Genomic DNA, 23,641 nt, shown 5'->3' with positions numbered 1-23,641 from the left:
CTCTCCTCCCCTGCTTGAGGGAGCACAATATCAAGCACCTATTCATCAAAGCAGCCTGATCAGGCTGCTTTTTTTTTGCCCTGGAAAAAGGTTTAGCTGCTTCCAAAAAACGCCCACACCTCTCCATCCGGGCCTTTTCTTTGACCCTGATCACCTACCCGCCACCAAAACCCCGATCCTCTGTAAGCCTCAAACCATCGGACGCGGAATCATTTCGCTACTAAACTCGGGACAAGCATGCTCAGGTGCAGGATCATAGCCAGCACGCGACCGACGCCCACCCGGCGGCCAGGTACACAACAATAGCCAGCCCACTTTAGAGGGCATTACCCAAATGGATAGCAGAACCTTACGTAACCTCATGCGCATTGTGCAGACCGGCTCATTGTCGGCAGCGGCAGAGCATTCCTGTTTGACCGTGCAGGCATTGGCCGCGCAGTTGAACAAGGTTGAAGAGCAGTTCGGTTTTCGGTTGTTTCGTCGCTCCAACAAGGGGCTGACTCTGACAACGCAGGGCACGGAGCTCACGCCCTACATGGACAAAGTGTTGGTCGCCACGCGGCTACTGGAAGAAAAAGTCGCCGCGCTCAAAGTGCCTGGGCAACGCACGCTCAAGGTTGCACTTAACACCACGCTCTCGGCCGACTTCAACCGGCGAATGATCGGGCGCCTCATTGAGGTGTTTCCTGATTATCAACTGGAATTCAGCTACGCCGAGTCGATGGAAAACCTCAGCAAGTTGAAGAATGAGGATTTCGACCTGGCCGTGCTGATCGGCCCGCAACAACCGGGGTTACCCAGCATTGCCCTGCCCCATGTACAGGTGCAGGTGGTCGGTGCCCATTGCGGTCAGGAAAACGATCCGCTGATGCTGCTCGGCAATAAGTTTCAGGTTCGTCCTGCCGATGATTGTCCGTATTCCCACAGCTTCTTGCGCTTTCTCGACGCCGGCCTTGGTCATTACGAGTCAGGCAAGCGAATGATCTATTCCTGCAGCGAGACCCTGACCCTGTCGTTGATCACACAAATGGACGGCCTTGGCATGGTTTCCCGTGAAGCGGCGCTGCGTAACGGCCTGACCATTTTCCCGGGTTTCGAGGACTCCCTCGAAGTGCGGTTGGCGGTCAATAATCCCGAGTTGTCAGGTCAGGCCTTGAACGACGTGGTCGCTCTGTCGCTACATGAACGACCCGAGCGCAATGTACGCAGCCGTCCCAACCGCCACACTGAGAAAGAGGTTTTTGCTGAAATACGCACATAACAACGTCGGAATCGCTGCATAGAATTCCGGGCGATCGAGCTGCACCTGCTGATCCTTGATCAACAGCGGCGTAAGGCTGATTGCAGCGACGATCGCCACCGGCAGGTATTCCAGCGCCCTGGCGACGAAGGGCGGCCAATGGTCGGTGTTCACTTGCAGCGGCAACGCACGCGGCAGGAACGTCACGGCCATCATTAGCACGACGACCAGAATCAGGAACGTTTGGTCAGGCATACACCCACCCCGCAGCCCACGAATGTGGCGATAAATACGTTGAAGGGTGAGCTGCCGATCAGGCTCAGGACACCCATGCAGGCGACCGCGGCCAGTGCGGCGATCAGTTTATTGCGGGTGTTGCACAGCGATACCAGGACGTAGAGCATCATCGCGGTCAGCGCATAGTCGAGCTGATATTTGATCAGGTGCGCCGCGTACTGCGCGCAGATTGCTCCCAGCAAACCACCCAGTACCCACGACGTGTGGCAATACAGATTGAAGCCAATCAGATAACGCACATTGACCGGCGTGCCCTTGCCCAGTTTGACGCTGTGGAAGGCGAACGATTCATCGGTCAGCCCGCCGGCATAACACCAGCGCTCGAGACGACTGAGCCCCATCGCCTGCAAGGCCTTGGCCATGTAGACCGACATCAGCATGTGCCGCGCATTGATCAGAAACGTAGTGAGGATGATGGTGGTCAGCGACGCGCCGCTGGAGATCAGCGCCAGGGCGGCGAACTGCGAGGCACCGGCATAGACGAACAGGCACATCGCGACCGGCAGCCACACGGGCAATCCGGCATTGACGGCCATCAAACCGAACACAAACGACACTGTGAAGTAGCCCGCAATCACCGGGCTGGCTTCAGCAAACGTGCGCGAGGGCTGGGGCTCGACCATCAGCGGCTGGCTGCTGGACGTCTCATTCATAGGTCCCTCTCAAAGGTAGTTTCGCCACGCGGCTCGCAAAAGCCCTGGGCACTCCAAAAACGTTTGCCGGCAAGGTTAGCATCGTCGACGAACAGGAACATCCGCAGCACACCGACCCGTTTCATGTCTGCCGACGCCGCTTCCACCAGGCGCTGACCGACGCCCTGGCTGCGATACACCGGGCTCACCGCCAAGTGATTGATGGTGCCACGGCTGCCGAGCATGCCGCCCAACACCGCGCCGACTACTTCGCCACGGATATCGAGCGCGAGGAACGCAGCAGTGGTTTTTTGCACCAACACACCGCGCAGGCATTTGGCGTCCTGCCATTCACAGAACGACACTTCTTCGAATTGCCGAAAGAAGCACTCCAGGCGCTGGGCATCCCTGGCCGTCGCGCGCTGCAGCATCACCGGTGCAGGGCACTCAGCGATGTGCAACATGGGGTCTAGCTGTTCAGCGAACAATGTCGAAAGCGGTCCCGGGCCGCGAGAAGGAAATGGCCAGAATCTGCCGATAGGCCATTTCGTGAGCGTGGGTGTTGCGTGCCGGTGTCACGTAGTGACGCATGTCGCGATCAAGGAAGTAGGTGGTGTCGAGGATTTCCAGATAAGTCGTCGCCGCCAGTTGTTCCTCTTGGGCCGAATACAAACGGCTCTCGGCCCCATCCACATTGTTGCGGCCCCAGAAATGCACACCGCTGAACGGATAACCGTCGCAATGAATACCTTCAGGGGTAATTTCCAGTTGCTTGCCTGGCTTGATTTCGATGCGGATCTGATGGATCTGGCATTGCCAGATTTCGTCGTGCAACTCTGGCGGCAATACGTTTTTGTACACCTCGAAATCCGCATCGATGAGGCTGCGCATCACCGGCGAATTGATGACTTCGTTGGAGAAATCCTGGAAGTGCCGCTCCAGTCCGCCGACGTAGCTGTTGTTGGCCTTCGATTGCACGTAGGCGCGGTGTTCCAGCTGCGTCAAGTCACGGGTGACCGGGTTGTATTCGAAATCGCTGTAACGACGGAAACGCATGCCCGCATCGGCCTGGCCGTAATAACTGTCCGGCTCCATGCTTTCCCAACTTTTGGTCAATCTGACGAAGTCGGAAAAATGACCGAAGAGATTGAAGTCGGCTCCCTGGACGTTGACATATTTGTCGCGCCGTAGCGATTCGCCAACTTCTCTGTTCAAAACGATCATTACTAGGTCTCCACTGCATTTAGCGGCTTAATCTAGTAGGTGCAGGATTTGCGGCCCATGAGAAAGAATTTCAGGCATATCAAGCGTTGATTGAAACGCGGTATGAAGTTGCTTTAATTCGACTTTCTGCGATCGAAAACAGCCATTTTTCGTATTTTCTTACGGTCCTGAGGCGAAAAAAACCCCGAACCAGTCGGGGTCTTTATCGAGTCTGAACAACTCAGTCGATCATCAGAAGATGCTGATCGGGTAATCCACGAATACGCGCAGTTCGTTGCCGCTGACGTTGTACTCGCTGGATTTCTGCGACACGCGCAGGATCGAGCTGCGTACCTTCACGCTCAGGTCTTTGGCCGGGCCACTTTGCACGACGTACTTGAACTGGTTGAAGATCTCGCGCTCGGTGCCGCCTTCGCTGGTGGAGGTGGTGATGTTGTCACCGCGCACATAGGCAAAGTTGTAGCTCAGGCCAGGAACGCCGAAAGCGCTGAAGTCCAGACCGTAGCCCAACTGCCAGCTGCGTTCGTCTTCGGCGTTGAAGTCGGACCAGTAGGAATTCGCCAGATAGATGGTGTTGCCACCGTCGCCGACGCGACCTTGATCCTTCTGGTAGCCGCCGTAGGCGTAGCCCAGGTTGCTGTCGCCGGTGCTGCGTTGGTGAGCGAGAGTGAACGAGTGCGGGCCGGTGGCGAAGGTCGCTGCCAGGCTCCAGATCTTGTTGTCGTCGCCGGTAGCACCGCTTTCGCGGACGTAGGAATCGTCCAGCTTGGTGCGGTAGCCGTTGAAGTCCAGGGTCAGGGACTGATCCTTGTCGATCGGGAACACGTAGTTGGCGTTCACGTACTGCTTCTTCAATACATCTTCGACGTCGGACGCGTACAGCGCAGCCTTGAACTGTTCGGTGAACTGGTAACTACCGCCCAACACGTTGATCGACTTCAAGCCACCGCTGTCACGGCCTTCAGCACTTTTGCGCGATTCGGCGGTGAAGCGACCGGCGTTCAGTTCCAGACCTTTGATCTCCTTGGAGGTGATCAACGTGCCGGTGTAGCTTTCTGGCAGCAGGCGCGAGTTGTCGTAGTTCAGCACCGGCAGGGCCGGCATCTGGTCGCCATAGGTCAGCGTGGTGCTGGAGAGACGGAACTTGACGGCCGCGCCACCCTTTGACAGGTCGTCCGCCGCGTTGCCGCTGTCGCCCTGTTTGAAAAAGTCGATACCACCGGCGCCGCTGCGGCCTTTGCCGCCGTCCAGACGCAGTGCGTACAGACCGAAGGCATCCACACCGGCACCGACGGTGCCTTGGGTGAAGCCGGACGAGAAAGTACCGATGGCCGCTTGGCCCCACTCGGCTTTGTCCTGTCGGCCGTCCTTGTAGTCACGATTGATATAGGCGTTGCGCAGCAGCACTTTGAGGCTGCTGTCTTCAACAAAACCCTTGGATTCGGCCTGGTCGTTAGCCATAGCCTGAGTGGCGCTCAACATCCCCAATGCGATCAGGCTGATTCGCTTGTTCAACATGTTATTTTCCTTATTACGGGTTGATACGCGCTGTGTGTCGAACCACTGAAATGGCGCTATCGCGCTCTTTTTTCACCCAAAAACAAAAAGGCCCGCCCACGAAAATTCGCGGCGGGCCTTTTATTGTTTTGTGAGTCATGGCGGTTAGCCACAGGCGTGGGGCGCATCCTATCTGCGCCCTTAATAAGGTGTCAATTTCAGGAATCGTCTGTGAATAGGCGAAAATCGTCTAAGAAATCACTTGTCAGCGATAGCCAATTGCACGGTGTGGCTGTCGACGAATTGTTCGAAATGCGTGACTTTGCCGTCGGCCAGGGTCCACAAGTGAGCGACCCGGGCATTCATCGGGCGGCCGGTGGCTTTGTAGACTCCACTGTAATTGCCATAGGCAAACACCTTGTCGCCCTGTGCGACGTAGTGCTCGACCTTGAACTGAAAATCGTCCCATTCAGTGGCCAAACGCTTGAAGACGTTTTCGACGATGGCATCGAAACCGACGTAGGTGCCGGCGTATGGAAAACCCGCCGCTTCGGTCCAGCGAGCTTCATCGGCCAGCGCCGCAGCGGTATTGCGCGCATTCTCCTGGGAGTTGGCGCCTTCGTAGGTGCTTTTAATCAGGCTCAGGTTATCCATGGTGACTCCAGGTGAGTTCAATGGGCGCAGCCGTCGGGGCCACAGGCTTGAAACGCGGATGAAGACTCTTTTGCCGCCAATGACTGGCTCAACCATTGAGCGAAGGCTTGCGGCTTGCCGAGCCAAGGGCCGATGTCGACCAAGGTGAACTGGCCATCCTGCTCCAGCGCAAAGGTCGGGAAACCCTGACCGCCGAGCTTGGCCAGGAGTGCGCGGCTGTCCTTGATATGGCGCTCGGTGTCAGCTTCATTAAATGCCTGTTGGAACGCCTCGGGTTCAAGGCCGGTCTGTGTGGCGAGTTCCAGTAGCACGGCGTTATCAGCGATGCGTCGACCTTCCACGTAATGAGCCGTCTGCAAACGCCCCAGCAATGCTAGCCCGCGGCCAGCGATCTGCTCGGCTGCCAGCACGGCAGCAATCGGCGGCGCGGAATCGAACACTGCCGTCTCATCGCGCAACAAACCCTCAAAATACGCCTCTCCAAACGGCTGGTCGGTGTACTCGGCGATGCGTCGGTCGTGAGGCATCACGTAGTTACGCAGTTGTGGCGAGACGGTCTGGCGGTTGGCGCCGGTCATCATGCCGCCACCGTGGGCGATGACAGGCAACACCGCTTGGGCGGCTTGCACCAAGGGTTTGGCGCCGTAGCACCAACCGCACAATGGGTCGTAAATGTAGTGAAGGATCATGGGAAGACTCCGGCAACATAGTAGGAAAACTCAATGCCGGCAGATTAATCCCCAGACAGTTTCGGAAAAACGCTGGAATGGCTTTCAGTCTGTTTCATGAATCGGTCGAATGACCCCGTTGCACCTTTGTACCAATCACGACATAACTTGAAACAATCAAACAAGGCAGCCGTTCAAGAATAGTTAACGAAAGTAAATAGCAAGCATTACCATTCGCGCCCTCGAATTTCTCTACCCTCCCGGATGCGCTTCAGATGCCTGCCCCCTCCCGCCTTACGCCCATCACCCTTGGGCTCTCTGCTTTCCTGTCTGCAGGTTTTACCTGTGCCGCCACGACTGTTTTACCCGAGACTTCGATCAACGCCGAAGCGCAAGTTGACGATCCACGCGTAAAGGAGACCAGCACTGCGACCCGCACGGCTACACCGGTGCGTTACGTGCCGCAGGCCATCGATTCGGTGAAAACCGCGAACGTCGTGGATTACGGCACCAACGATCTGGGCACGGCACTGAGCGGCATGCCCAACGTCAGCAGCGGTGCCGACACCCGCTTCGACAGCCTGCGCATCCGTGGTTTCGACGCCAGCAACGACTTCTACCTCGATGGCATCCGTGATGACAGCCAGTACGTGCGCGACTTGCACAACATCGAACGCATCGAAGTCCTCAAAGGCCCAGCCGCTGTTTTGTATGGCCGTGGCAGCCAGGGCGGGATCGTCAACCGGGTCAGCAAACTGCCGGAGTTCGGTCGTCGCTCGACCCTTGAGGCCCAAGGCGGCAGCGATGATCTGCGCAGCCTGTATGCCGACCTCAGCACCGATCCAAGCGAGAACATCAGCCTGCGTCTGAACATGGGCAACATGGACCAGAACAGTTTTCGCGATGGCGTCAGCGGCAATCGCCAACTGTTCGCGCCGTCGATGAGCTGGCAACTGACGCCCGACCTGAACTGGTTGGTGCAGTACGAATACAGCCGCTACAACCGTACGCCGGATCGCGGCATCCCCGGTGTCAACGGGCGCCCGGCAGACGTAGGAAGGGATACGACCTACGGCAGCGAGCACGATTTCATCGACGACAAGTCGCAATCCCTGCGCTCGAAACTCAGCTATGAACTCAGCGATAACTGGCAGCTGCGCCATACCCTGGGTGTATTCAAGCTCAACAGCGATTTCGACAACACCTACCTGACCGGCTACACCCCGGCGACCAACAAGGTCACGCGCCAGCACTGGCAGCAGGACCTGACCACCCGCAACGTCTATAACAACGTCGAACTGGAAGGCGGGTTCGACACGTTCGGCCTGGAGCATCGCTTGCTGACCGGTATCGAGATCGGCAGCCAACGGCGCGATCCAACGTTGTATAACGCAGCGACATCCGGGCGCGGTAGCTCCCTGGTACCGGCACTGGATCTGTACAACCCGAATCGCGACTTGCGCCATACCGGGCGGATGCAGGTATCGAGCAGCACCCACACTGAAGTCGAAAGCCGTGCGGTGTACGTGCAGGATCAACTGCGCCTGAACGATCAATGGCAACTTCTCGCCGGTTTGCGTTACGACACCTTTGATATCGAATCGACCAACAAGCTGCGGGACATTTCCGAAGATCGCGACAGCCACAGCACCAGCCCGCGCGTAGGCGTGGTCTGGACGCCGCTGCAGAATCACTCCTTCTACGCCTCCTGGACCAAGACCTTTTCCCCGGTCGGTGGCGGCTTGATCGGTATCACGCCAGGCGCGGCCGGCAACAGCAACGATCTGAGTCCCGAGCTGACCAAGCAGAAGGAAATCGGCGTGAAGAGCGACTGGCTCGACGATCGCCTGAGCACTACGCTGGCGATCTACGAGCTGGAACTCTCCAACCGTCGCACCAGCGACCCGAACAATCCGACCATGACCTTGCTCACCGGCCTGCAACGCTCCCGCGGGATCGAGCTGACCGGCACCGGCAAGATCGCTAGCAACTGGTACGTGCGCGGTGGTGTCGGCGTGCAGGACGCAAAAGTCGAGAAGGACAACAACGGCTTCGAAGGCAAACGCATCAGCAACGTCGCCAAGCACAACGGCAGCCTGTTCCTGACCTGGAAACCGGAAATGGGCTGGTACGCCGAAACCGGTTTGACCCTGGTGGGTCAGCGCTACGCCGACAACCTCAACACCACCGTGTTGCCAGGTTATGGCCGTTGGGATGCGTTGGCCGGGTTCCGGCACAAGGATTGGGATTTGCGGGCGGCGCTGAATAACATCACCGATCGCGAGTATTACTCGTCAGCCACCAGCGCGGCGCAGATCCAGCCGGGCGCACCACGGAGCCTGGTCGTGACCGGTACTTACAGTTTCTAACCACTGCTGATCCGGTTTGGGCACAAATATTGTGTTTATACCGATCACCTGTGGGAGCGGGCTCGCTCGCGAAGGGGCCATCATGTCCAACATCTTCGTTGACCGTCATACCGCTTTCGCGAGCAAGCCCGCTCCCACATTTGATCTCCATTGATCATAAAAACCTTCGCCCATAAAAAAGCGCCGCCTTCCCGGCAGCGCTTTTATCAATCCGTTGTTTTTCTTCTTATCCTTCCATCACATCCCACAGTGCTTCCAGTTCCGCCTCGCTGAATAAACCAGCGGGGTAGCGCTCGATCATCATCCGGCGCGGATCAGGTTCTCTGATCTGACGCGTTCCATTGGACTTCAACCATTGCGCCAAGACTTGGAGCGATTCGCTATTAACTGCCAGGGGATGCATTGCCCGCTCGCTCACGACGTTCATTTCGGCGTTCATCTCAGCGCTCTCTCCTGGTTTGTGAGCGGCTAACTTATCCAAGGTTTATGACAGAACATCGAAGTTCTCTCCCTCCCCATGTTGCGCCATCGAAGATACAAGAGCTGTGCCAATGTTTTCGAAGTGTCGACAAGTGGATACAAAAAAGCCCGCAGTCCTGACGGGCTGCGGGCTTTGTGTGAAATAACGAGGCTAAATCGTTGCTCAATCGATTCTTCAATCAACTCAGGCTGTTACAACCTCACTCACTCCTTGTGCGGCGCGGGCTGTTGTTGGGTAAGGCAGTGGATGTTACCGCCCCCCAGTAACAGTTCGCGACCCGGCACCATGACCACTTCGTGCTGCGGGAACAAAGCCTGCAAAATCTCTTTGGCCGGACCATCCAACGGATCGTCGAAGCTCGGCGCGATGATGCCGCCATTGACGATCAGGAAGTTCACATAAGAGCCGGCCAAGCGAACGGTTGGATTGCGTTCCTGAGTGCCATCTACCGGGTCCACGCCAGCGCACTCATCTTCGGTCGCGTACAACGGCCCCGGAATCGGCATTTTGTGCACCGTGAACGGGCGCCCCTTGGCATCGGTGCTGTTTTGCAGCACGTTCATTGCCGCCTGACAGCGCGGGTAGTTCGGGTCCTGCGGGTCGTCGGTCCAGGCCAGCAGTACTTCGCCCGGACGCACGTAGCAGCAGAAGTTATCCACATGGCCGTCGGTTTCGTCGTTGAACAAACCGTCCGGCAGCCAAATGATCTTATCCACAGCCAGATTGGCGCTGAGCACCGCTTCGATTTGCGCACGGTCCATGTGCGGGTTGCGATTGCGGTTGAGCAGGCACTCTTCGGTAGTGATCAGGGTGCCTTCACCATCGACATGGATCGAGCCGCCTTCGAGCACAAAACCTTCGGTGCGATAGCGCGGGCTGCGCTCGATTTCGAGGATCTTGCCCGCCACCTGCGAGTCACGGTTCCACGGCGAATACAGACCACCGTCAAAACCGCCCCAGGCATTGAAGTCCCAATCCACACCACGGACTTCGCCGCGATTGTTGATGACGAACGTCGGGCCAGTATCCCGAACCCAGGCGTCATCGCTGGACATCTCCACCAAACGAATATTCGGCACGTCGAGACGGGCACGAGCATTTTCGTACTGGCCGGCGGAAACCGCCACGGTCACCGGTTCGAAACGCGCGATGGCCTTGGCCACCGCCACATGCGCAGCTTGTGCCGGTTTGCCGCCCAGGCGCCAGTTGTCCGGGCGCTCGGGCCAGACCATCCAGGTCTGGGTCTGTGGTGCCCATTCGGCGGGCATGTAAAAGCCGTCGGTGCGAGGGGTGCTGTTCAAAGTGGTCATGGTTCAGGACTCCAGGGAACCGTCGAGGGTTTTGATCGCGCCGTACAGGTTCGGGCGACGGTCACGGAATGAGCCCCATGCGCTGCGGATGTGCTCCAGCTCATCGAGGTCGAAACTGTGAACCAGAATGCCTTCTTCTGTTTCATTCAGCTCTTGGACTTTCTCGCCAAACTGGTTGGCGATGAACGACGAGCCGTAGAAGGTAATGTCGTAGCCGTCCTGCTCTTCGTTGCCGATGCGGTTGCTGGCAATCAGCGGCATCAGGTTGGCGCCGGCATGGCCTTGTTGCACGCGCTGCCAATGATCGCGGGACGAAATGGTCTTGTCGTGTGGCTCGCTGCCGATGGCGGTCGGGTAGAACAGGATTTCCGCGCCTTGCAGCGCCATGCTGCGGGCGCACTCAGGGAACCACTGATCCCAGCAGATGCCCACGCCGATTTTCGCGTAACGGGTATTCCAGACTTTGAAGCCGGTATCGCCCGGGTTGAAGTAGTACTTTTCGTGGTAGCCAGGGCCGTCTGGAATGTGGCTTTTACGATAAATCCCGAGGTTGCTGCCGTCGGCATCGATGATCGCGATGCTGTTGAAACGTGCGCGACCGGCCAGCTCGTAGAAGCTGATTGGCAGAACAACCTGAAGTTCTTTGGCGACCTTCTGGAAATGCTTGATGGCGACGTTGTCTTCTACCGTCGTAGCCAGCTGCAGGTAGTCAGGGTTCGGTTTCTGGCAGAAGTACGGCGCCTCGAACAGCTCCTGGATCAGGATGATTTGCGCGCCTTTCGCCGCGGCCTCACGGACCAGCTTTTCAGCGGTCTCGATGTTGGCTTCAAGATCCCAGGAACAAGCCATCTGGGTAGCGGCGACGGTAACGATACGGCTCATGAATCATCTCCTGGGCAAGTGCTGAGGGTCGAGGGTGGCATCGACCAATGACAGAAAGAGGCAGCACCGGGCGTGGTTCAGCCACACCGTGGGCAGTGGCGACTTTATAGCCGATAAAAATCGGCTTTTAAAGCGATAAATATTCTTTCTGTCGAAAACAACTCACTCAAAGCCGATAACAATCGGTATTTCGCGATTCCAATGTAGGAGCTGCCGAAGGCTGCGATCTTTTGATTTTTGGCATTGGTGATATCGCTAAAGATCAAAAGATCGCAGCCTTCGGCAGCTCCTACAGGGGGTCAGCGGCGCTGCTTATAGGCCCTCATCCAAGGCTTTGGACAGCATGTCGACGAAGAAGTCCACGCTCTGACGCGACGTAACCATCGGCGGCTTGATCTTGAGAATGTTCAGGTAATCACCCGTCGGCTGCATGAAGATCCCCAACTCACGAAGGCGATCGCACAACGCCGTGGTTTCTTCAGTCGCGGGCTCCAGGGTTTCTCGATTGCGAATCAACTCCACGCCCAGATAAAAACCGGAACCATGCACCGCTCCCACCAACGGATGCTGGTCAATCAACGCTTCAAGACGTTCTTTGAAATACCCGCCCACAACCTGCGCGTTCTCCCAGAGTTTTTCTTCTTCCATCACATCCAGCACCGCCATGCCGATTTGGCAACTGACCGGGCTGCCACCGGCTGACGAGAAGAAGTAACCCTCGGCCTCCAGCGCTTCGGCAATTTCCCGTCGGGTAATGACAGCGCCCAACGGCTGGCCGTTACCCATGCCTTTGGCCATGGTGATGATGTCCGGCACTACGCCCTGCTCTTCGAAGCCCCAGAAGAATTTGCCCATGCGGCCGTAACCGACCTGCACTTCGTCGGCGATGCATACCCCGCCCTGAGCGCGGACCAGCGCATAGACCTGCTTCAAATAACCCGGCGGCAACGAGATACCGCCGGCATTGCCGTACACCGGCTCGCAGATGAAACCGGCCAGTTGGCGTTTTTGTTCGGCGATTTTCGCCAGGTTGTGTTCGACGCTGCGCACGTAGTCCGGTGCGCTGTCGATACCACGAAATTCACCGCGATAGGTGTTCGGCGCGGTCACTGGATGCACCCAGTCCGGACGGCTGCTCAAGGCCTTGGGGTTGTCGGCAATCGAAGTCGAGACCGCGTCCGCCGCGACTGACCAACCGTGATACGCCTCCAGCACGCTGAGCATGTCGCGACCGCCGCTGTAGGCCCAGGCCAGGCGGATCGCCAGATCATTGGCCTCGGTGCCGCTGTTGACCAGGAATACTCGATCCATGTTGTCCGGTGCCAGCTTCAGCAAACGCTCGGAAAACTCGGCAATCGCCGCGTAGTGGAAACGCGAATTGGTGTTGAGCAACGACCACTGCCGGCTGGCGACGGCAGCCATGTGCGGATGGCCATGACCCAGGACCGCGACGTTGTTGAGCATGTCGAGGTAAGAGCGACCCTGCATATCGATCAGGTGATTGCGCCAGCCGCGCTCGATGCGCGGTGGGTCGACGTAATAGTGCTTCTGGGAACGAGCGAAACTCGCGTCACGGCGGGCGAGCAATGTCTGCGGGTCGAGCTCTTCTTGCGCATCGCAGGCCAGGCCCAACAACACGGCAGGTGACGGACACAGTGCCTGCCAAGCTGCTGCGCGCGAAGGTGTGCAAAACAACGGCGCATCTAGCTGAGCACTTCGGCACAACTGCACGATCAACGGCCCGCTGACCGAACCCAGCACCTGGCCTTTGACCAGCGCCGCGCTACTGCGTACCGATGGGGCCACACCCCACAATCGGACGCTGAGCTCTGGGCCATCCAGTTGCAGCAAGTTCTCCCCTTCGATATGGATAACGCCGGCAAACGGCGCTTCGACCGCCGTGCCATCGGGCACTCGCAATGCAACGTGTAGCGGGAAAGTATCCGGTTCGCTGGCGCAGTCCGGCCGGGTGCGGGACAGACGATACTGACCATATCGACTGGCCGCCAGACCATGAGCCGCGGCGGCCTCAGTCAGCAGATGCAGATCGATCCCTTGCTGCTCCCAGTTACCCGCCTCGAAATGCGGACTGAGCACGCCCAGATCGATCAACGCAAACTCACGCCCCACCAGACTCGGCAACAATGGCGCGAAGTCTTCACTGCCGATGCTCGGCAGGCTTTGACCGACGGCGGTAAGAATCGCTGCCTCCATCAACGCCAACGGCACCGATGTGGCAACACGGAAAATTTCCCACTCATGGGTCAGGTTGTCGCGACTGTACTCATTGCCCGGATCGACGCTGACCTGCTGCTCGCCACTCAGCACCAGCACTGCCGAGCGGGCGACGATCAGCGGCCAGAGTGCCAGCAACTCTTCATGCTGCAACGGATTGACCCCGTGATAAGCCCGAACCGCCGGCAAAATGTAGAACGGATCGCCATCGGCATGGTGCAGCAGCGCGGCGCAAGTCACCGACAGATCGGTGATCCGCCAGGTACGGACCAGATCGCCGAAATCGATGACGCCCTGCAACTGCCATTGGCGCTGCGAATCTCGCTGCCAGACTACGTTGTCGTCGGTGATGTCCATGTGAATCGCCTGCACCGGCAGCTTGTCCACCAAGGGCTGCAAATGGCGCTCGGCCTGTTCAGCGGCTTCGGCGATCAGCTTTCGCTGCAGGTCATCCTGGATCACCGGCAGCAAATGAGCGATTAACGCGTTGGCGTGGCGAGCGTCCCATTGCAGGGTGCGCTCAAGGCCTGGGTGATTGAAACCGGCCAGCGCCAGGTCCATTTCGCCGCAGAGCCGACCGAAACCGGCGACCACTGAATGGCTTAGATGATTGAGGTGCGTCAGGGACTGGCCGTCGATGTAATCAAGCAGACGCACATGCACTGCTTGGCCCCCAACCTCAAGTGAGAGCAAGTCTGCGCCATTTTTGGCAGCAATCACTCCCGGCACCGGCACGCCGGAATGTTCAGCCAGATGCTTGAGCGCTGCGTGTTGAGCTTGCAGCTCTAGCGCCGAGTAATCACCACGGCAGATTTTCAGGACAAAACGCCCCTGCTCGCTGTCGACGCGGAAATTGAGATCCTGCTGGCTCCCAAGCGCCTGCAACCGCCCGCTCAGCCCGTAATGCTCTTTCAGCAGCTCAAGCGCTTGCGCCGCAGACACCTGCGGGCTGGGCAGACTGGCGCGGTGAATCAACGTGGCGAGCGGCATACAACGACCCCTGAAATTTTATTAGGCGCTTATATCGCCACTGCTTGGGGCGATGCGCAACCCCCTTATACCGGCCAGAGAGTCGGCATTGGGGATAGTTTCCGGTCAGCGATCACCCAGATGAACTTTCCTACAGCAATCTCGGATTGCCTTTCACTGTTCCTGATTCCAACCTATAGCCACAAAGGATTCTTCAACCGCCCAGGATAAAGTCGCCACCATGACGATGCGCCGCCTTGCACTCTCAAACAAAAAAATCCGAAACATCCCACGTCGATTGAAAGGCCTCGCAGCCTGGGCCTCTCGCTTCGAGGGCTATTTTCCGGACGATCTGACGCTCGAACAGAAATACTGCAACTGGAAAATTCCGGTTATCACGACACTGGTAGAGGGTAAACAAGCGACCACTGCCATACGCAAAGAATGCGCTCAACAAATGATCAATGCAGCGCATCACATACGCCAGGCCAGACCGAAAAATGCCATCGACTGTCGAGTAATCACGGTTATCTGCCTGCCAGACATGTTCACCAGCGAAATCTGCATTTACACCAATCTGGACTACCACCGAAGTCACATCCCGCTAATCGATAGTGAATACTGCCCAGCGGACAAAAGCCTCGCAACGGAATGGGGTCTCGTTCTTCCGGACGGGATGAAAGAAAGAGGTTTGCGCTTTACCGCTGAAGATTGCGACGGACAACCCTATGAGGCCGAGCAGTGGTATTTCGGTGAGGTCGATTAACAGGTGAGAGATCACCAGTTTTTTTACTGATGGAAATACAGCGACTTCACGAATTTTATCCCCTGAACCACCGCCCCACTCGCACCCGCCGCCACTTTGCGTAAGAATATCGACCATCACGCCTATTGCCGGAGAAACACCATGAATGTAGTCACCACCGACCTGCCCGGTGTTCTGATCATCGAACCCAAGGTATTTGGTGACGAGCGCGGTTTCTTCTATGAGAGCTTCAACGCCAAGGCTTTCGAAGAGGCAACTGGCCTGGACACCCAATTCGTTCAGGACAACCATTCCCGCTCGCAAAAAGGCGTACTGCGCGGCCTGCATTACCAGCTGGAAAACACCCAGGGCAAACTAGTTCGCGTCACCGCCGGTGAGGTGTTGGACGTGGCGGTGGATATTCGCCGCAGCTCGCCGCATTTCGGCAAATGGGTGGCGGTACGCCTGTCCGCCGACAACCATCGCCAACTCTGGGTACCGGAAGGTTTTGCCCATGGTTTCGTGGTACTGAGCGATTTCGCCGAGTTCCTCTACAAGACCACCGACTACTACACCCCGTCGGCCGAGCGCAGCATTCGCTGGGACGATCCGGACCTGGGCATCGACTGGCAGCTGGACGAAGCACCGAAACTATCAGCCAAGGATCAGTCCGCCGCGCTCCTCAAGGACGCTGAAGTCTTTTCCTGAATTCCTGTGTGAATTTTCACCGCCAGCGCGCACTTGATCCCAGGTGCGCAGACTGCGCCCGCAAGCCTAGGCATAATGCGTCTATACCCATAGACGCTTGATGCTCATGACTCCAACTCTCCCCCGCAGACCCCGCTGGCGCAGCCTGGCGCTACTCGCGTTGTGCCTAGCGCCCTTGCTTTGGCCTCTGGAGCATTTGGCCGAGCGTTACTACCGCAGCGAACTGGCCGGACAGAACCGTCAGACCCTCGACCTTTACGTCGCCAACCTGCTGGGCACTCTGCATCGGTATGAAGTGTTGCCGCAGATTCTCGGCGAGCTGCCTGCTCTGCGTGCGACATTGGCTGCACCCGACGAGGGCGTGATTCAGGGCAATGCCAATCGCCTGCTGAAAAACATCAGTGCCCAGACCGGCGCCGAAGTCATGTACCTGATGGACACCACCGGCAAGACGCTGGCGGCCTCCAATTGGGACAAACACGACAGCTTCGTTGGCCGCAATTTCGCTTTCCGTCCTTATTTCAGCGAAGCCATGGCCGGGCGTCTGGGGCGCTTCTTCGGCCTGGGCACCACCTCGGCCAAGCGCGGTTACTTCTTCGCGGCGGCGATACGCGATCGCGAAAAAATCATCGGCGTGCTGGTGGTCAAGGTCGACCTCGACCACACCGAAAGCCTCTGGGGTAAAACCCCGGAACAACTGTTGGTCACCGACCACAATGGCGTGGTCATCCTCACCTCGCGGCCCGAGTGGCGTTTCCGCTCGACACGCCCATTGAGCGAGGCAGAGCGCGAGGCCATCACCGCGATTCAACCCTACCCGACCCGCGATCCCAAGCCGTTGAATCTCGACGCCAACGCCTGGCTGACTCAAACCCGGCAGATCGAAGAAACCGGTTGGAGCGTCAGTATCCTTGCGCCGCGCACCCTGATCGATCGTCCGGTACGCACCGTCGTGGCCATTGGCGGCGCAACGCTGCTGGTATTGATGCTGCTGCTGGGCTTGATGATGCAGCGCCGACGCCATTACCTGGAGCGGATCGCCTTCGAAGGCAAGGCCCGCCACGAACTGGAAGGCCGGGTCGCCGAACGGACCAGCGACCTCGAAGGCCTCAACCGTCGACTCAAGCAGGAAGTGCTGGAGCGCGAACACGCTCAGCAGGAATTGGTGCGCGCTCAGGATGACCTGGTGCAGGCCGGCAAGCTCTCGGCGCTGGGGACGATGTCGGCGAGCATCAGCCATGAGCTCAACCAACCGCTGGCGGCAATTCGCAGCTACGCGGAAAACGCCGAAGTGCTGCTCGATCATCAGCGCACCGAGGATGCTCGCGGCAACCTCAAGCTGATCAGCGAATTGACCGGGCGCATGGCCTCGATCATCGCTCACCTGCGCGCCTTCGCCCGGCGTGATCGCCACGCCCCGGAAAGCGTGGCCCTGCAACCGGCACTAGACGACGCGCTGGCATTATTGGCCAAGCGTCGGCGCAGCATGGAAGTCGAGCTGATCCGTGATCTGCCGGCTGCCACCTTATGGGTCGAGGCCGGGGAAACGCGCCTGCGTCAGGTACTCGGCAACTTGCTGGCCAATGCCCTCGACGCCCTGACGGAAAAAGGCCCGCCGCGTAAACTCTGGTTGAGTGCCGAGTCCACCGCCGACGGCGTCAATCTGTACATTCGCGACAACGGCCCCGGGTTCTGCCTGGAAGCGCTGGGTCGTGCCGGCGAGCCCTTCTACACCACCAAGACCCGCACTCAGGGGCTTGGCTTGGGGCTGGCGATTTGCGACACCCTGATGCGCGCCTTCGGTGGTGAATTGTCGTTCTCCAACCACAAGGAAGGTGGCGCCCTGATTACCCTGAAATTGCGCGCAGGCGCACCGGGCGTGAGCCTGCAACCGTCCGAGGACCGAAGTGCATGACCATCGACAACCGCATCCAGGTCGTGTTGATCGACGACGATCCCCACCTGCGCCAGGCCCTGAGCCAGACCCTGGACCTGGCCGGCCTGAAAATCCTGCCGCTGGCTGAAGCCAAAGGCCTGGCCGGGCAACTGGAGCGTGACTGGCCGGGCGTGGTGGTCAGTGACATCCGCATGCCAGGCATGGACGGCCTCGAACTGCTGACCGAACTCCACGCCCAGGACCCGGAGCTACCCGTGCTGCTGATCACCGGCCACGGCGATGTTCCGCTGGCGGTACAAGCCATGCGCGCCGGGGCCTATGACTTTCTGGAAAAACCTTTCGCCAGCGACGCCCTTCTCGACAGCGTGCGTCGTGCCCTGGACCTGCGCCGGCTGGTGCTGGACAACCGCAGCCTGCGCCTGGCCCTTAGCGATCGCAACGAACTGAGCGCTCGACTGGTTGGGCAATCGGCACCGATGCTGCGCCTGCGCGAGCAGATCGGTGCATTGGCGGCGACCAAGGCCGACGTGCTGATCCTCGGCGAAACCGGTGCGGGCAAGGAAGTGGTGGCCCGCGCGCTGCACGACTTGTCGAGTCGGCGTAACGGCCCGTTCGTGGCGATCAACGCCGGGGCCCTGGCCGAGTCGGTGGTGGAAAGCGAGCTGTTTGGCCACGAGCCAGGAGCCTTCACCGGCGCGCAGAAGCGTCGCATCGGCAAGTTCGAATTTGCCAATGGCGGCACGTTGTTCCTCGATGAAATCGAAAGCATGAGCCTGGACGTGCAGGTGAAATTGCTGCGCTTGCTGCAAGAGCGGGTCGTCGAGCGCTTGGGCGGCAACCAGCTGATCCCGCTGGACATCCGCATCATTGCCGCAACCAAGGAGGACCTGCGTCAATCCGCTGATCAGGGCCGTTTCCGTGCCGACTTGTATTACCGCTTGAACGTCGCACCGCTGCGCATTCCGCCGCTGCGTGAGCGAGGCGAAGATGCGCTGATGCTGTTCCAGCATTTCGCCGATGAAGCCAGCGCCCGCCACGGTTTGCCACCCCACGAATTGCAACCGGGACACCGGGCGCTGCTATTGCGCCACACCTGGCCAGGCAATGTACGTGAACTGCAGAACGCCGCCGAACGCTTTGCCCTGGGTCTGGAACTGGCGCTGGACAACAGTGCGCCAGATGGCGGCGTCGGCAGCACGATTGAAGTGGTCAGCGGCGGCCTGAGCGAGCAAGTGGAGAACTTCGAGAAGAGCTTGATTGCCGCCGAACTGGCGCGCTCGCACAGCTCCGTGCGCAGCCTTGCCGAAGCGCTCGGGATTCCGCGCAAAACCTTGCACGACAAACTGCGCAAGCATGGTCTGAACTTCGGCGACAGCGGCGCCAGCAGCCCCACCGACGACCTTGATTGAGCTACCGTAAAATCATCCCCTTCAAACAAAAGGCCCGTGAATGAACCGCGACAGTCGTCACCTGGAATCGATCCTCCATTCTGACATCCCCCTCACGCGGGACATGGGCCTCAAAGTGCTCGACTGGCACGATCAACAACTGCGCCTGCACTTGCCGCTTGCGGCCAACGTCAATCACAAGAGCACCATGTTCGGTGGCAGCCTGTATTGCGGCGCAGTGCTGGCCGGCTGGGGCTGGCTGCATTTGCGTTTGCGTGAAGAAGGCATCATCGAAGACGGGCACATCGTGATTCAGGAAGGGCAGATCAGCTACCCGCTGCCGGTCACCATGGACGCAACGGCGATTTGCCAGGCACCGAGTGCGGCAGTCTGGAAGAAGTTTCTGGCGATGTATCAGCGGTACGGTCGGGCGCGGTTGACGCTGCATTCACGGATCGTGAATACCGGGAGTGAAGAGGATGCGGTGCGGTTTACCGGGCAGTATGTCCTTCACCGGTAAAGCAAAAGATCGCAGCCTCGTTTCACTCGACAGCTCCTACAGAGAAACGCGTCCCCTGTAGGAGCTGTGTAGGAGCTGTGTAGGAGCTGTGTAGGAGCTGTCGAGTGAAACGAGGCTGCGATCTTTTGATCTTTTGATCTTCAACCCCGAGCCAAAGCCAACAATTTCTCCCGCCAAGCCGCTTTAGCCGGCAGCGCCAGGAAAAACTCATTCAGCAACGACTCCCGCGCCGGATAACAGAACGGCTCACCGCTCAAATCCAGCACCTCACCGCCCGCACCTTCCAGCACGCCTTGCGCAGCCGCCGTGTCCCACTGCGAAGTCGGCGCCAACCGCGGATAACAATCCGCCGCCCCTTCCGCCAGCAGGCAAAATTTCAGCGAGCTGCCGATGTTCGCCAGTTGCAACTCACCCAGGCTATCGCTTAACCCCGCGAGTAACCGTTCCTGCTCAGGGCTCGAATGCCGACGACTGGCGACCACCGTGAAAAGCTCACCCGCAGCCGGAACCTCGCGAACCTGAATCGGCAATGGCTCGCCACCTTTATCACCACGCCAGGCACCCAACCCTGAACCGCCGACATAAAAGCGCCCGTTGGTCGGCATCGACACCACACCAAACACCACCCGCCCCTGCTCGATCAGCGCAATGTTGACGGTGAACTCTTCGCTGCCGGAAATAAACTCCTTGGTCCCGTCCAACGGATCGACCAGCCACCAGCGCTGCCACCCGGCGCGCACGCTCTGGGGGATATTGGCGTCTTCTTCGGACAGCACCGGAATGCTCGGATCCAGCGCTGTCAGTCCGGCCAGTATCACGTGATGAGCGGCCATGTCGGCGGCTGTAACCGGGGAATCATCGGACTTTGCAGTGACAGCAACGTTGACGCGCCAGAACGGCAGGATCGCCTCGCCAGCCTTCAAAGCCAGTTCAACGACTGGCGCCATCAACGGATGGGGAAAATTCAAGCTCACGGTAAAAACACCCCTCGTTGAGTCAGTAGGTCACGGGCCAGATACAGCGCCGCCAAGGCACGGCCCTCGGTGAATCGTGGATTCTGCGCCAAAGACGACAATTCACGCAGGTTGATCTTTTCCACCCCCATCGGCTCGGGCTCGTCACCCTCCAGGCGCTCTTCGTACAGCTCAGTGGCCAGCACCACCTGGATCCTCTGGCTCATGTAGCCCGGTGACAATGACAGCTCGGTCAAATGCTCAAGCTGTCGCGCGCCATACCCGGCCTCTTCCATGAGTTCGCGCTCGGCCGCCGCCAACACGTCTTCGCCCGGCTCGATCAACCCTTTGGGCAGGGACAGTTCGTATGCATCGGTGCCGCCGCAGTATTCCTCCACCAACACCGCGTGCTCCGCGTCGAGCATCGCCACAATCATCACAGCGCCATGGCCGGTGCCTTTGCTGACCAGACGCTCGTAAGTACGCTCCACGCCATTGGAAAAGCGCAACTTCAGCTCTTCGACGCAGAACAAACGGCTGGTGGCGACGATCTCGCGAGCGAGTACGGTGGGTTTCTGGCGCATGAGAGGCTCCTTGGCGTAAGCGGGTTACTATACCCGGCCTATCCTGATTATTTATCCCGGATATCTTTTTTACCGCTGGAGAAGTTTTATGTCCCTGCTGCCCTGGCATGACATCGATACCGTTTTGCTGGATATGGACGGCACGCTGCTGGACCTGCACTACGACAACCATTTCTGGATGGAGCACCTGCCCCAGCGTTATGCCGAGCTGCACGGGGTGAGCCGGGCCATGGCGGAGCTGGAATTACAGCCGCTGTTCGAACGCAATGCCGGCCAGTTGCAGTGGTACTGCCTGGATTTCTGGAGCGCCGAGCTGAAGCTGTCGGTGCGCGAACTGAAACTCGAAACCGCGCACTTGATCGCCCTGCGTCCGGATGCGGACACTTTTCTGGCGGCGATCAAACGGTCCGGCAAACGCGTGGTACTGATCACCAACGCCCACCGCGACTCGCTGTCATTGAAGCTGGAACGAATTGAACTGGCGCCGTATTTCGAGCGCTTGATCAGCTCTCATGATTACGGTTTCCCCAAGGAAAACCCACAGTTCTGGGATGCCTTGCAAGCCGACATCGGCTTCGACCCGGCGCGCAGTCTGTTTATCGACGATACGTTGCCGATTCTGCGCAGTGCGCGCAATTTTGGCGTGGCGCATCTGCTGGCCGTGAGCGAGCCGGACAGCCGCAAAGGGCCCAAGGACACGGCCGAGTTTGCGGCGGTGGGGGATTATCGGGAGCTCATCGCAGGACTTTAGACCGAGTCGCCTGCATCGCGGGCAAGCCACGCTCCCACAGGTTTTGTGTCGTGTGCACTCTACGCGAACGACACAAAACCTGTGGGAGCGAGGCTTGCCCGCGAAAGCCATCACACGGTCTTGAACCTTACTCAGGAATCCGCAACACCTGCCCCGGATAGATCTTGTCCGGGTGCGAAAGCATAGGTTTGTTGGCCTCGAAGATTTTGTTGTACTTGTTCGCGTCGCCGTATTCGGCCTTGGAAATCGCACTGAGGGTGTCGCCCTTTTTCACTGTAACGAAGCGAGCGGCCTTCGCCACCGGCCCGGTCACCGTGATCTGGTCATCAACACTGCCGACACCGGCAATATTACCCACGGCCAACAGAATCTTTTCCTTCTCTTCCTGGCTCCCCACTTCACCGGTGACGATGACTTTGTCGCCCTCGATTGTCGCCTGAACATTCGGATTACCCAGGCCGACCTTGCGGATGTGTTCCTTCAACTGCTCGCTGGCATTCGCATTGCCAGGCGTCAGCAGATCAATAAGTTTTTCGCCTGCTTCTTTCACAAAGCTAAAAATACTCATGGTGCGCTCTCCTTGGGGTTTAGGTTCCAGACGCCAAAGACTAGACCAGCCTTGCACAGCCCGGTTCCCAGCCGACCAATGACCCAACCCCGCGCAGGCGGTAGAATCGCAAACCTTGCCCGCGCCCTGGAGCGAAGATGGACATCAAGCAGCTCAAATTCCTCATCGCCCTCGACGAAACCCGGCACTTTGGCCAGGCCGCCGCGCGCTGCCACATCACCCAACCGACCCTGTCCATGCGCCTGCGCAGCCTCGAAGAAGAACTCGAACTGCCGCTGGTCAACCGCGGCCAGCGCTTCGAAGGTTTCACCGCGCCGGGCGAGCGCGTGCTGGCGTGGGCGCGTACGGTGCTGGCGGCCTACGACGGTTTGCAGGCCGAAGCGGCAGCCTGTCGCGGCAACCTCGTGGGTACGTTGCGTCTGGGCGTGGTGCCGCTGTCGAGTTTCGACCCGGTACCGCTGATGCAGCGCCTGCACGCCGAGCACCCGAACCTGCGCTTCGAACTCTCGGCCCTGAGTTCCGAGCAGATCCTCGAGCAGCTGGCGAACAACCGTCTCGACCTCGGCGTGTCGTACCTGGAGCGTCTGGACGGTGAGCGTTTCGATTCACTGGCTTTCAGCGAAACCCACATGGGCTTGCTCTACGATCAGCGTTTCTTCAGTTTCGGCGACGCGCCCTTAAGTTGGAAATCGTTGATTGAACTGCCGTTGGGCATGCTCACCAGCGGCATGCATTTTCGCCAGTCCATCGACCATAACTTCCACAGCCGTGGCTTGGCCCCCCAACTGTTGCTGCAAACCGATGCGGTCCACCAATTGTTACAAGCGGTACACGGGGGCCTGTGCTGCGCCGTGATGCCGCTGGCTGGCGGTCTAGAAAACCTCACCGATCACTTACGCCTGCAACCCATAGAAAGTGCCCAGACCCTCGCCCGGCTGGGGCTGATCATGCGTCGTAGCGCTCCGCGTTCGGCGCTTGCAGAAGCCTGTTTCGCGATCTATCAACAATCAATGGCCGACTCTTGATCGACGTCATCTATCGGCAGATCAGTAATAGCAATTAGACGCGA

The 23,641-nt window shown here is 58.8% G+C and carries 23 protein-coding genes; 9 read left to right on the top strand and 14 right to left on the bottom strand.

The features are described 5' to 3' along the window. Positions 1-334: 334 nt before the first annotated feature. On the top strand, positions 335-1,261 hold the full coding sequence (locus PMI36_RS23870; RefSeq protein WP_008068740.1) for a LysR family transcriptional regulator: 927 nt from the start codon (positions 335-337) through the stop codon (positions 1,259-1,261). Here PMI36_RS23870 and PMI36_RS23875 read toward each other — a convergent pair. The 7 genes from PMI36_RS23875 to PMI36_RS23905 form a co-directional block, all read right to left on the bottom strand. Further along, positions 1,178-1,495 (bottom strand): AzlD domain-containing protein, encoded by a 318-nt coding sequence (locus PMI36_RS23875; RefSeq protein WP_008068739.1) that lies wholly within the window; start codon positions 1,493-1,495, stop codon positions 1,178-1,180. The two genes, PMI36_RS23870 and PMI36_RS23875, sit on opposite strands and share 84 nt — an antisense overlap. Beyond that, a complete protein-coding gene (locus PMI36_RS23880) occupies positions 1,474-2,190 on the bottom strand; it encodes an AzlC family ABC transporter permease (RefSeq protein ID WP_008068738.1) in 717 nt (238 codons plus the stop codon). The genes PMI36_RS23875 and PMI36_RS23880 overlap by 22 nt, the downstream gene beginning before the upstream one ends. Continuing rightward, positions 2,187-2,600, bottom strand: a complete 414-nt coding sequence (locus PMI36_RS23885) for a GNAT family N-acetyltransferase (RefSeq protein ID WP_177319480.1) — start codon at positions 2,598-2,600, stop codon at positions 2,187-2,189. The genes PMI36_RS23880 and PMI36_RS23885 overlap by 4 nt, the downstream gene beginning before the upstream one ends. Positions 2,601-2,646: 46 nt before the next feature. Further along, positions 2,647-3,393, bottom strand: coding sequence for a 2OG-Fe dioxygenase family protein (locus PMI36_RS23890; protein ID WP_008005252.1), 747 nt, complete (start codon positions 3,391-3,393; stop codon positions 2,647-2,649). Between the two features lie 231 nt (positions 3,394-3,624). Continuing rightward, positions 3,625-4,911, bottom strand: coding sequence for an OprD family porin (locus tag PMI36_RS23895; RefSeq protein WP_008068736.1), 1,287 nt, complete (start codon positions 4,909-4,911; stop codon positions 3,625-3,627). A 237-nt stretch (positions 4,912-5,148) separates the two neighbouring features. Then, positions 5,149-5,544: a nuclear transport factor 2 family protein gene (locus tag PMI36_RS23900; protein WP_008068735.1), complete on the bottom strand. Its 396-nt coding sequence runs from the start codon at positions 5,542-5,544 to the stop codon at positions 5,149-5,151. A 17-nt stretch (positions 5,545-5,561) separates the two neighbouring features. Continuing rightward, complete coding sequence (locus tag PMI36_RS23905) at positions 5,562-6,233, bottom strand: DsbA family protein (protein WP_008068734.1); 672 nt, start codon at positions 6,231-6,233, stop codon at positions 5,562-5,564. Positions 6,234-6,487: 254 nt separating this feature from the next. Between PMI36_RS23905 and PMI36_RS23910 the strand changes: the two genes are divergently transcribed. Continuing rightward, complete coding sequence (locus PMI36_RS23910) at positions 6,488-8,581, top strand: TonB-dependent receptor (RefSeq protein WP_008068733.1); 2,094 nt, start codon at positions 6,488-6,490, stop codon at positions 8,579-8,581. 226 nt (positions 8,582-8,807) lie between these two features. Here the strand turns inward: PMI36_RS23910 and PMI36_RS23915 are convergent, their stop codons facing one another. The 4 genes from PMI36_RS23915 to PMI36_RS23930 form a co-directional block, all read right to left on the bottom strand. Continuing rightward, a complete protein-coding gene (locus PMI36_RS23915; protein ID WP_008068732.1) occupies positions 8,808-9,020 on the bottom strand; it encodes a hypothetical protein in 213 nt (70 codons plus the stop codon). A gap of 245 nt (positions 9,021-9,265) precedes the next feature. Beyond that, positions 9,266-10,372 (bottom strand): agmatine deiminase, encoded by a 1,107-nt coding sequence (aguA, locus tag PMI36_RS23920; protein WP_008068731.1) that lies wholly within the window; start codon positions 10,370-10,372, stop codon positions 9,266-9,268. 3 nt (positions 10,373-10,375) lie between these two features. Next, entirely contained in the window at positions 10,376-11,254 is an 879-nt protein-coding gene (gene aguB, locus PMI36_RS23925) for an N-carbamoylputrescine amidase (RefSeq protein WP_008068730.1), read from the bottom strand. A 312-nt stretch (positions 11,255-11,566) separates the two neighbouring features. Then, entirely contained in the window at positions 11,567-14,479 is a 2,913-nt protein-coding gene (locus PMI36_RS23930) for an aminotransferase (protein WP_008068729.1), read from the bottom strand. A gap of 220 nt (positions 14,480-14,699) precedes the next feature. Between PMI36_RS23930 and PMI36_RS23935 the strand changes: the two genes are divergently transcribed. From PMI36_RS23935 to PMI36_RS23955, 5 genes are all read left to right on the top strand, one after another. Next, positions 14,700-15,224 carry a DUF3916 domain-containing protein gene (locus PMI36_RS23935; RefSeq protein WP_008068728.1) on the top strand — a complete coding sequence of 175 codons (525 nt, stop codon included), beginning with the start codon at positions 14,700-14,702 and terminating at the stop codon, positions 15,222-15,224. A gap of 141 nt (positions 15,225-15,365) precedes the next feature. Then, positions 15,366-15,911 (top strand): dTDP-4-dehydrorhamnose 3,5-epimerase, encoded by a 546-nt coding sequence (gene rfbC / locus PMI36_RS23940; RefSeq protein ID WP_008068727.1) that lies wholly within the window; start codon positions 15,366-15,368, stop codon positions 15,909-15,911. A gap of 106 nt (positions 15,912-16,017) precedes the next feature. Further along, a complete protein-coding gene (locus PMI36_RS23945) occupies positions 16,018-17,826 on the top strand; it encodes a sensor histidine kinase (RefSeq protein WP_008068725.1) in 1,809 nt (602 codons plus the stop codon). Next, the gene (locus PMI36_RS23950) at positions 17,823-19,217 is read left to right on the top strand and encodes a sigma-54-dependent transcriptional regulator (RefSeq protein WP_008068723.1); all 1,395 of its coding nucleotides are present in this window, start codon (positions 17,823-17,825) and stop codon (positions 19,215-19,217) included. The genes PMI36_RS23945 and PMI36_RS23950 overlap by 4 nt, the downstream gene beginning before the upstream one ends. A gap of 40 nt (positions 19,218-19,257) precedes the next feature. Beyond that, on the top strand, positions 19,258-19,716 hold the full coding sequence (locus tag PMI36_RS23955; protein ID WP_008068720.1) for a YiiD C-terminal domain-containing protein: 459 nt from the start codon (positions 19,258-19,260) through the stop codon (positions 19,714-19,716). A gap of 140 nt (positions 19,717-19,856) precedes the next feature. Here the strand turns inward: PMI36_RS23955 and cysQ are convergent, their stop codons facing one another. Next, on the bottom strand, positions 19,857-20,690 hold the full coding sequence (gene cysQ / locus PMI36_RS23960) for a 3'(2'),5'-bisphosphate nucleotidase CysQ (protein ID WP_008068718.1): 834 nt from the start codon (positions 20,688-20,690) through the stop codon (positions 19,857-19,859). Continuing rightward, the gene (gene nudE, locus PMI36_RS23965) at positions 20,687-21,253 is read right to left on the bottom strand and encodes an ADP compounds hydrolase NudE (protein WP_008068717.1); all 567 of its coding nucleotides are present in this window, start codon (positions 21,251-21,253) and stop codon (positions 20,687-20,689) included. Before nudE ends, cysQ begins: the two co-directional genes overlap by 4 nt. A gap of 88 nt (positions 21,254-21,341) precedes the next feature. On the opposite strand from nudE, the gene yrfG reads away from it, so the two are divergent. Beyond that, positions 21,342-22,004 (top strand): GMP/IMP nucleotidase, encoded by a 663-nt coding sequence (gene yrfG, locus PMI36_RS23970; RefSeq protein ID WP_008068716.1) that lies wholly within the window; start codon positions 21,342-21,344, stop codon positions 22,002-22,004. A 127-nt stretch (positions 22,005-22,131) separates the two neighbouring features. On the opposite strand, the gene lysM is transcribed toward yrfG, so the two are convergent. Beyond that, positions 22,132-22,572 (bottom strand): peptidoglycan-binding protein LysM, encoded by a 441-nt coding sequence (gene lysM / locus PMI36_RS23975; RefSeq protein ID WP_008068715.1) that lies wholly within the window; start codon positions 22,570-22,572, stop codon positions 22,132-22,134. A gap of 137 nt (positions 22,573-22,709) precedes the next feature. Between lysM and PMI36_RS23980 the strand changes: the two genes are divergently transcribed. Then, complete coding sequence (locus PMI36_RS23980) at positions 22,710-23,597, top strand: LysR family transcriptional regulator (RefSeq protein WP_008068714.1); 888 nt, start codon at positions 22,710-22,712, stop codon at positions 23,595-23,597. The last annotated feature ends 44 nt before the right edge of the window (positions 23,598-23,641 follow it).

Origin of the sequence: Pseudomonas sp. GM79, assembly GCF_000282495.1 — a bacterium.
Lineage (GTDB): Bacteria > Pseudomonadota > Gammaproteobacteria > Pseudomonadales > Pseudomonadaceae > Aquipseudomonas.
Note: the sequence above shows the minus strand (reverse complement) of the source record. Positions and strands in the feature narration are given on the sequence as shown.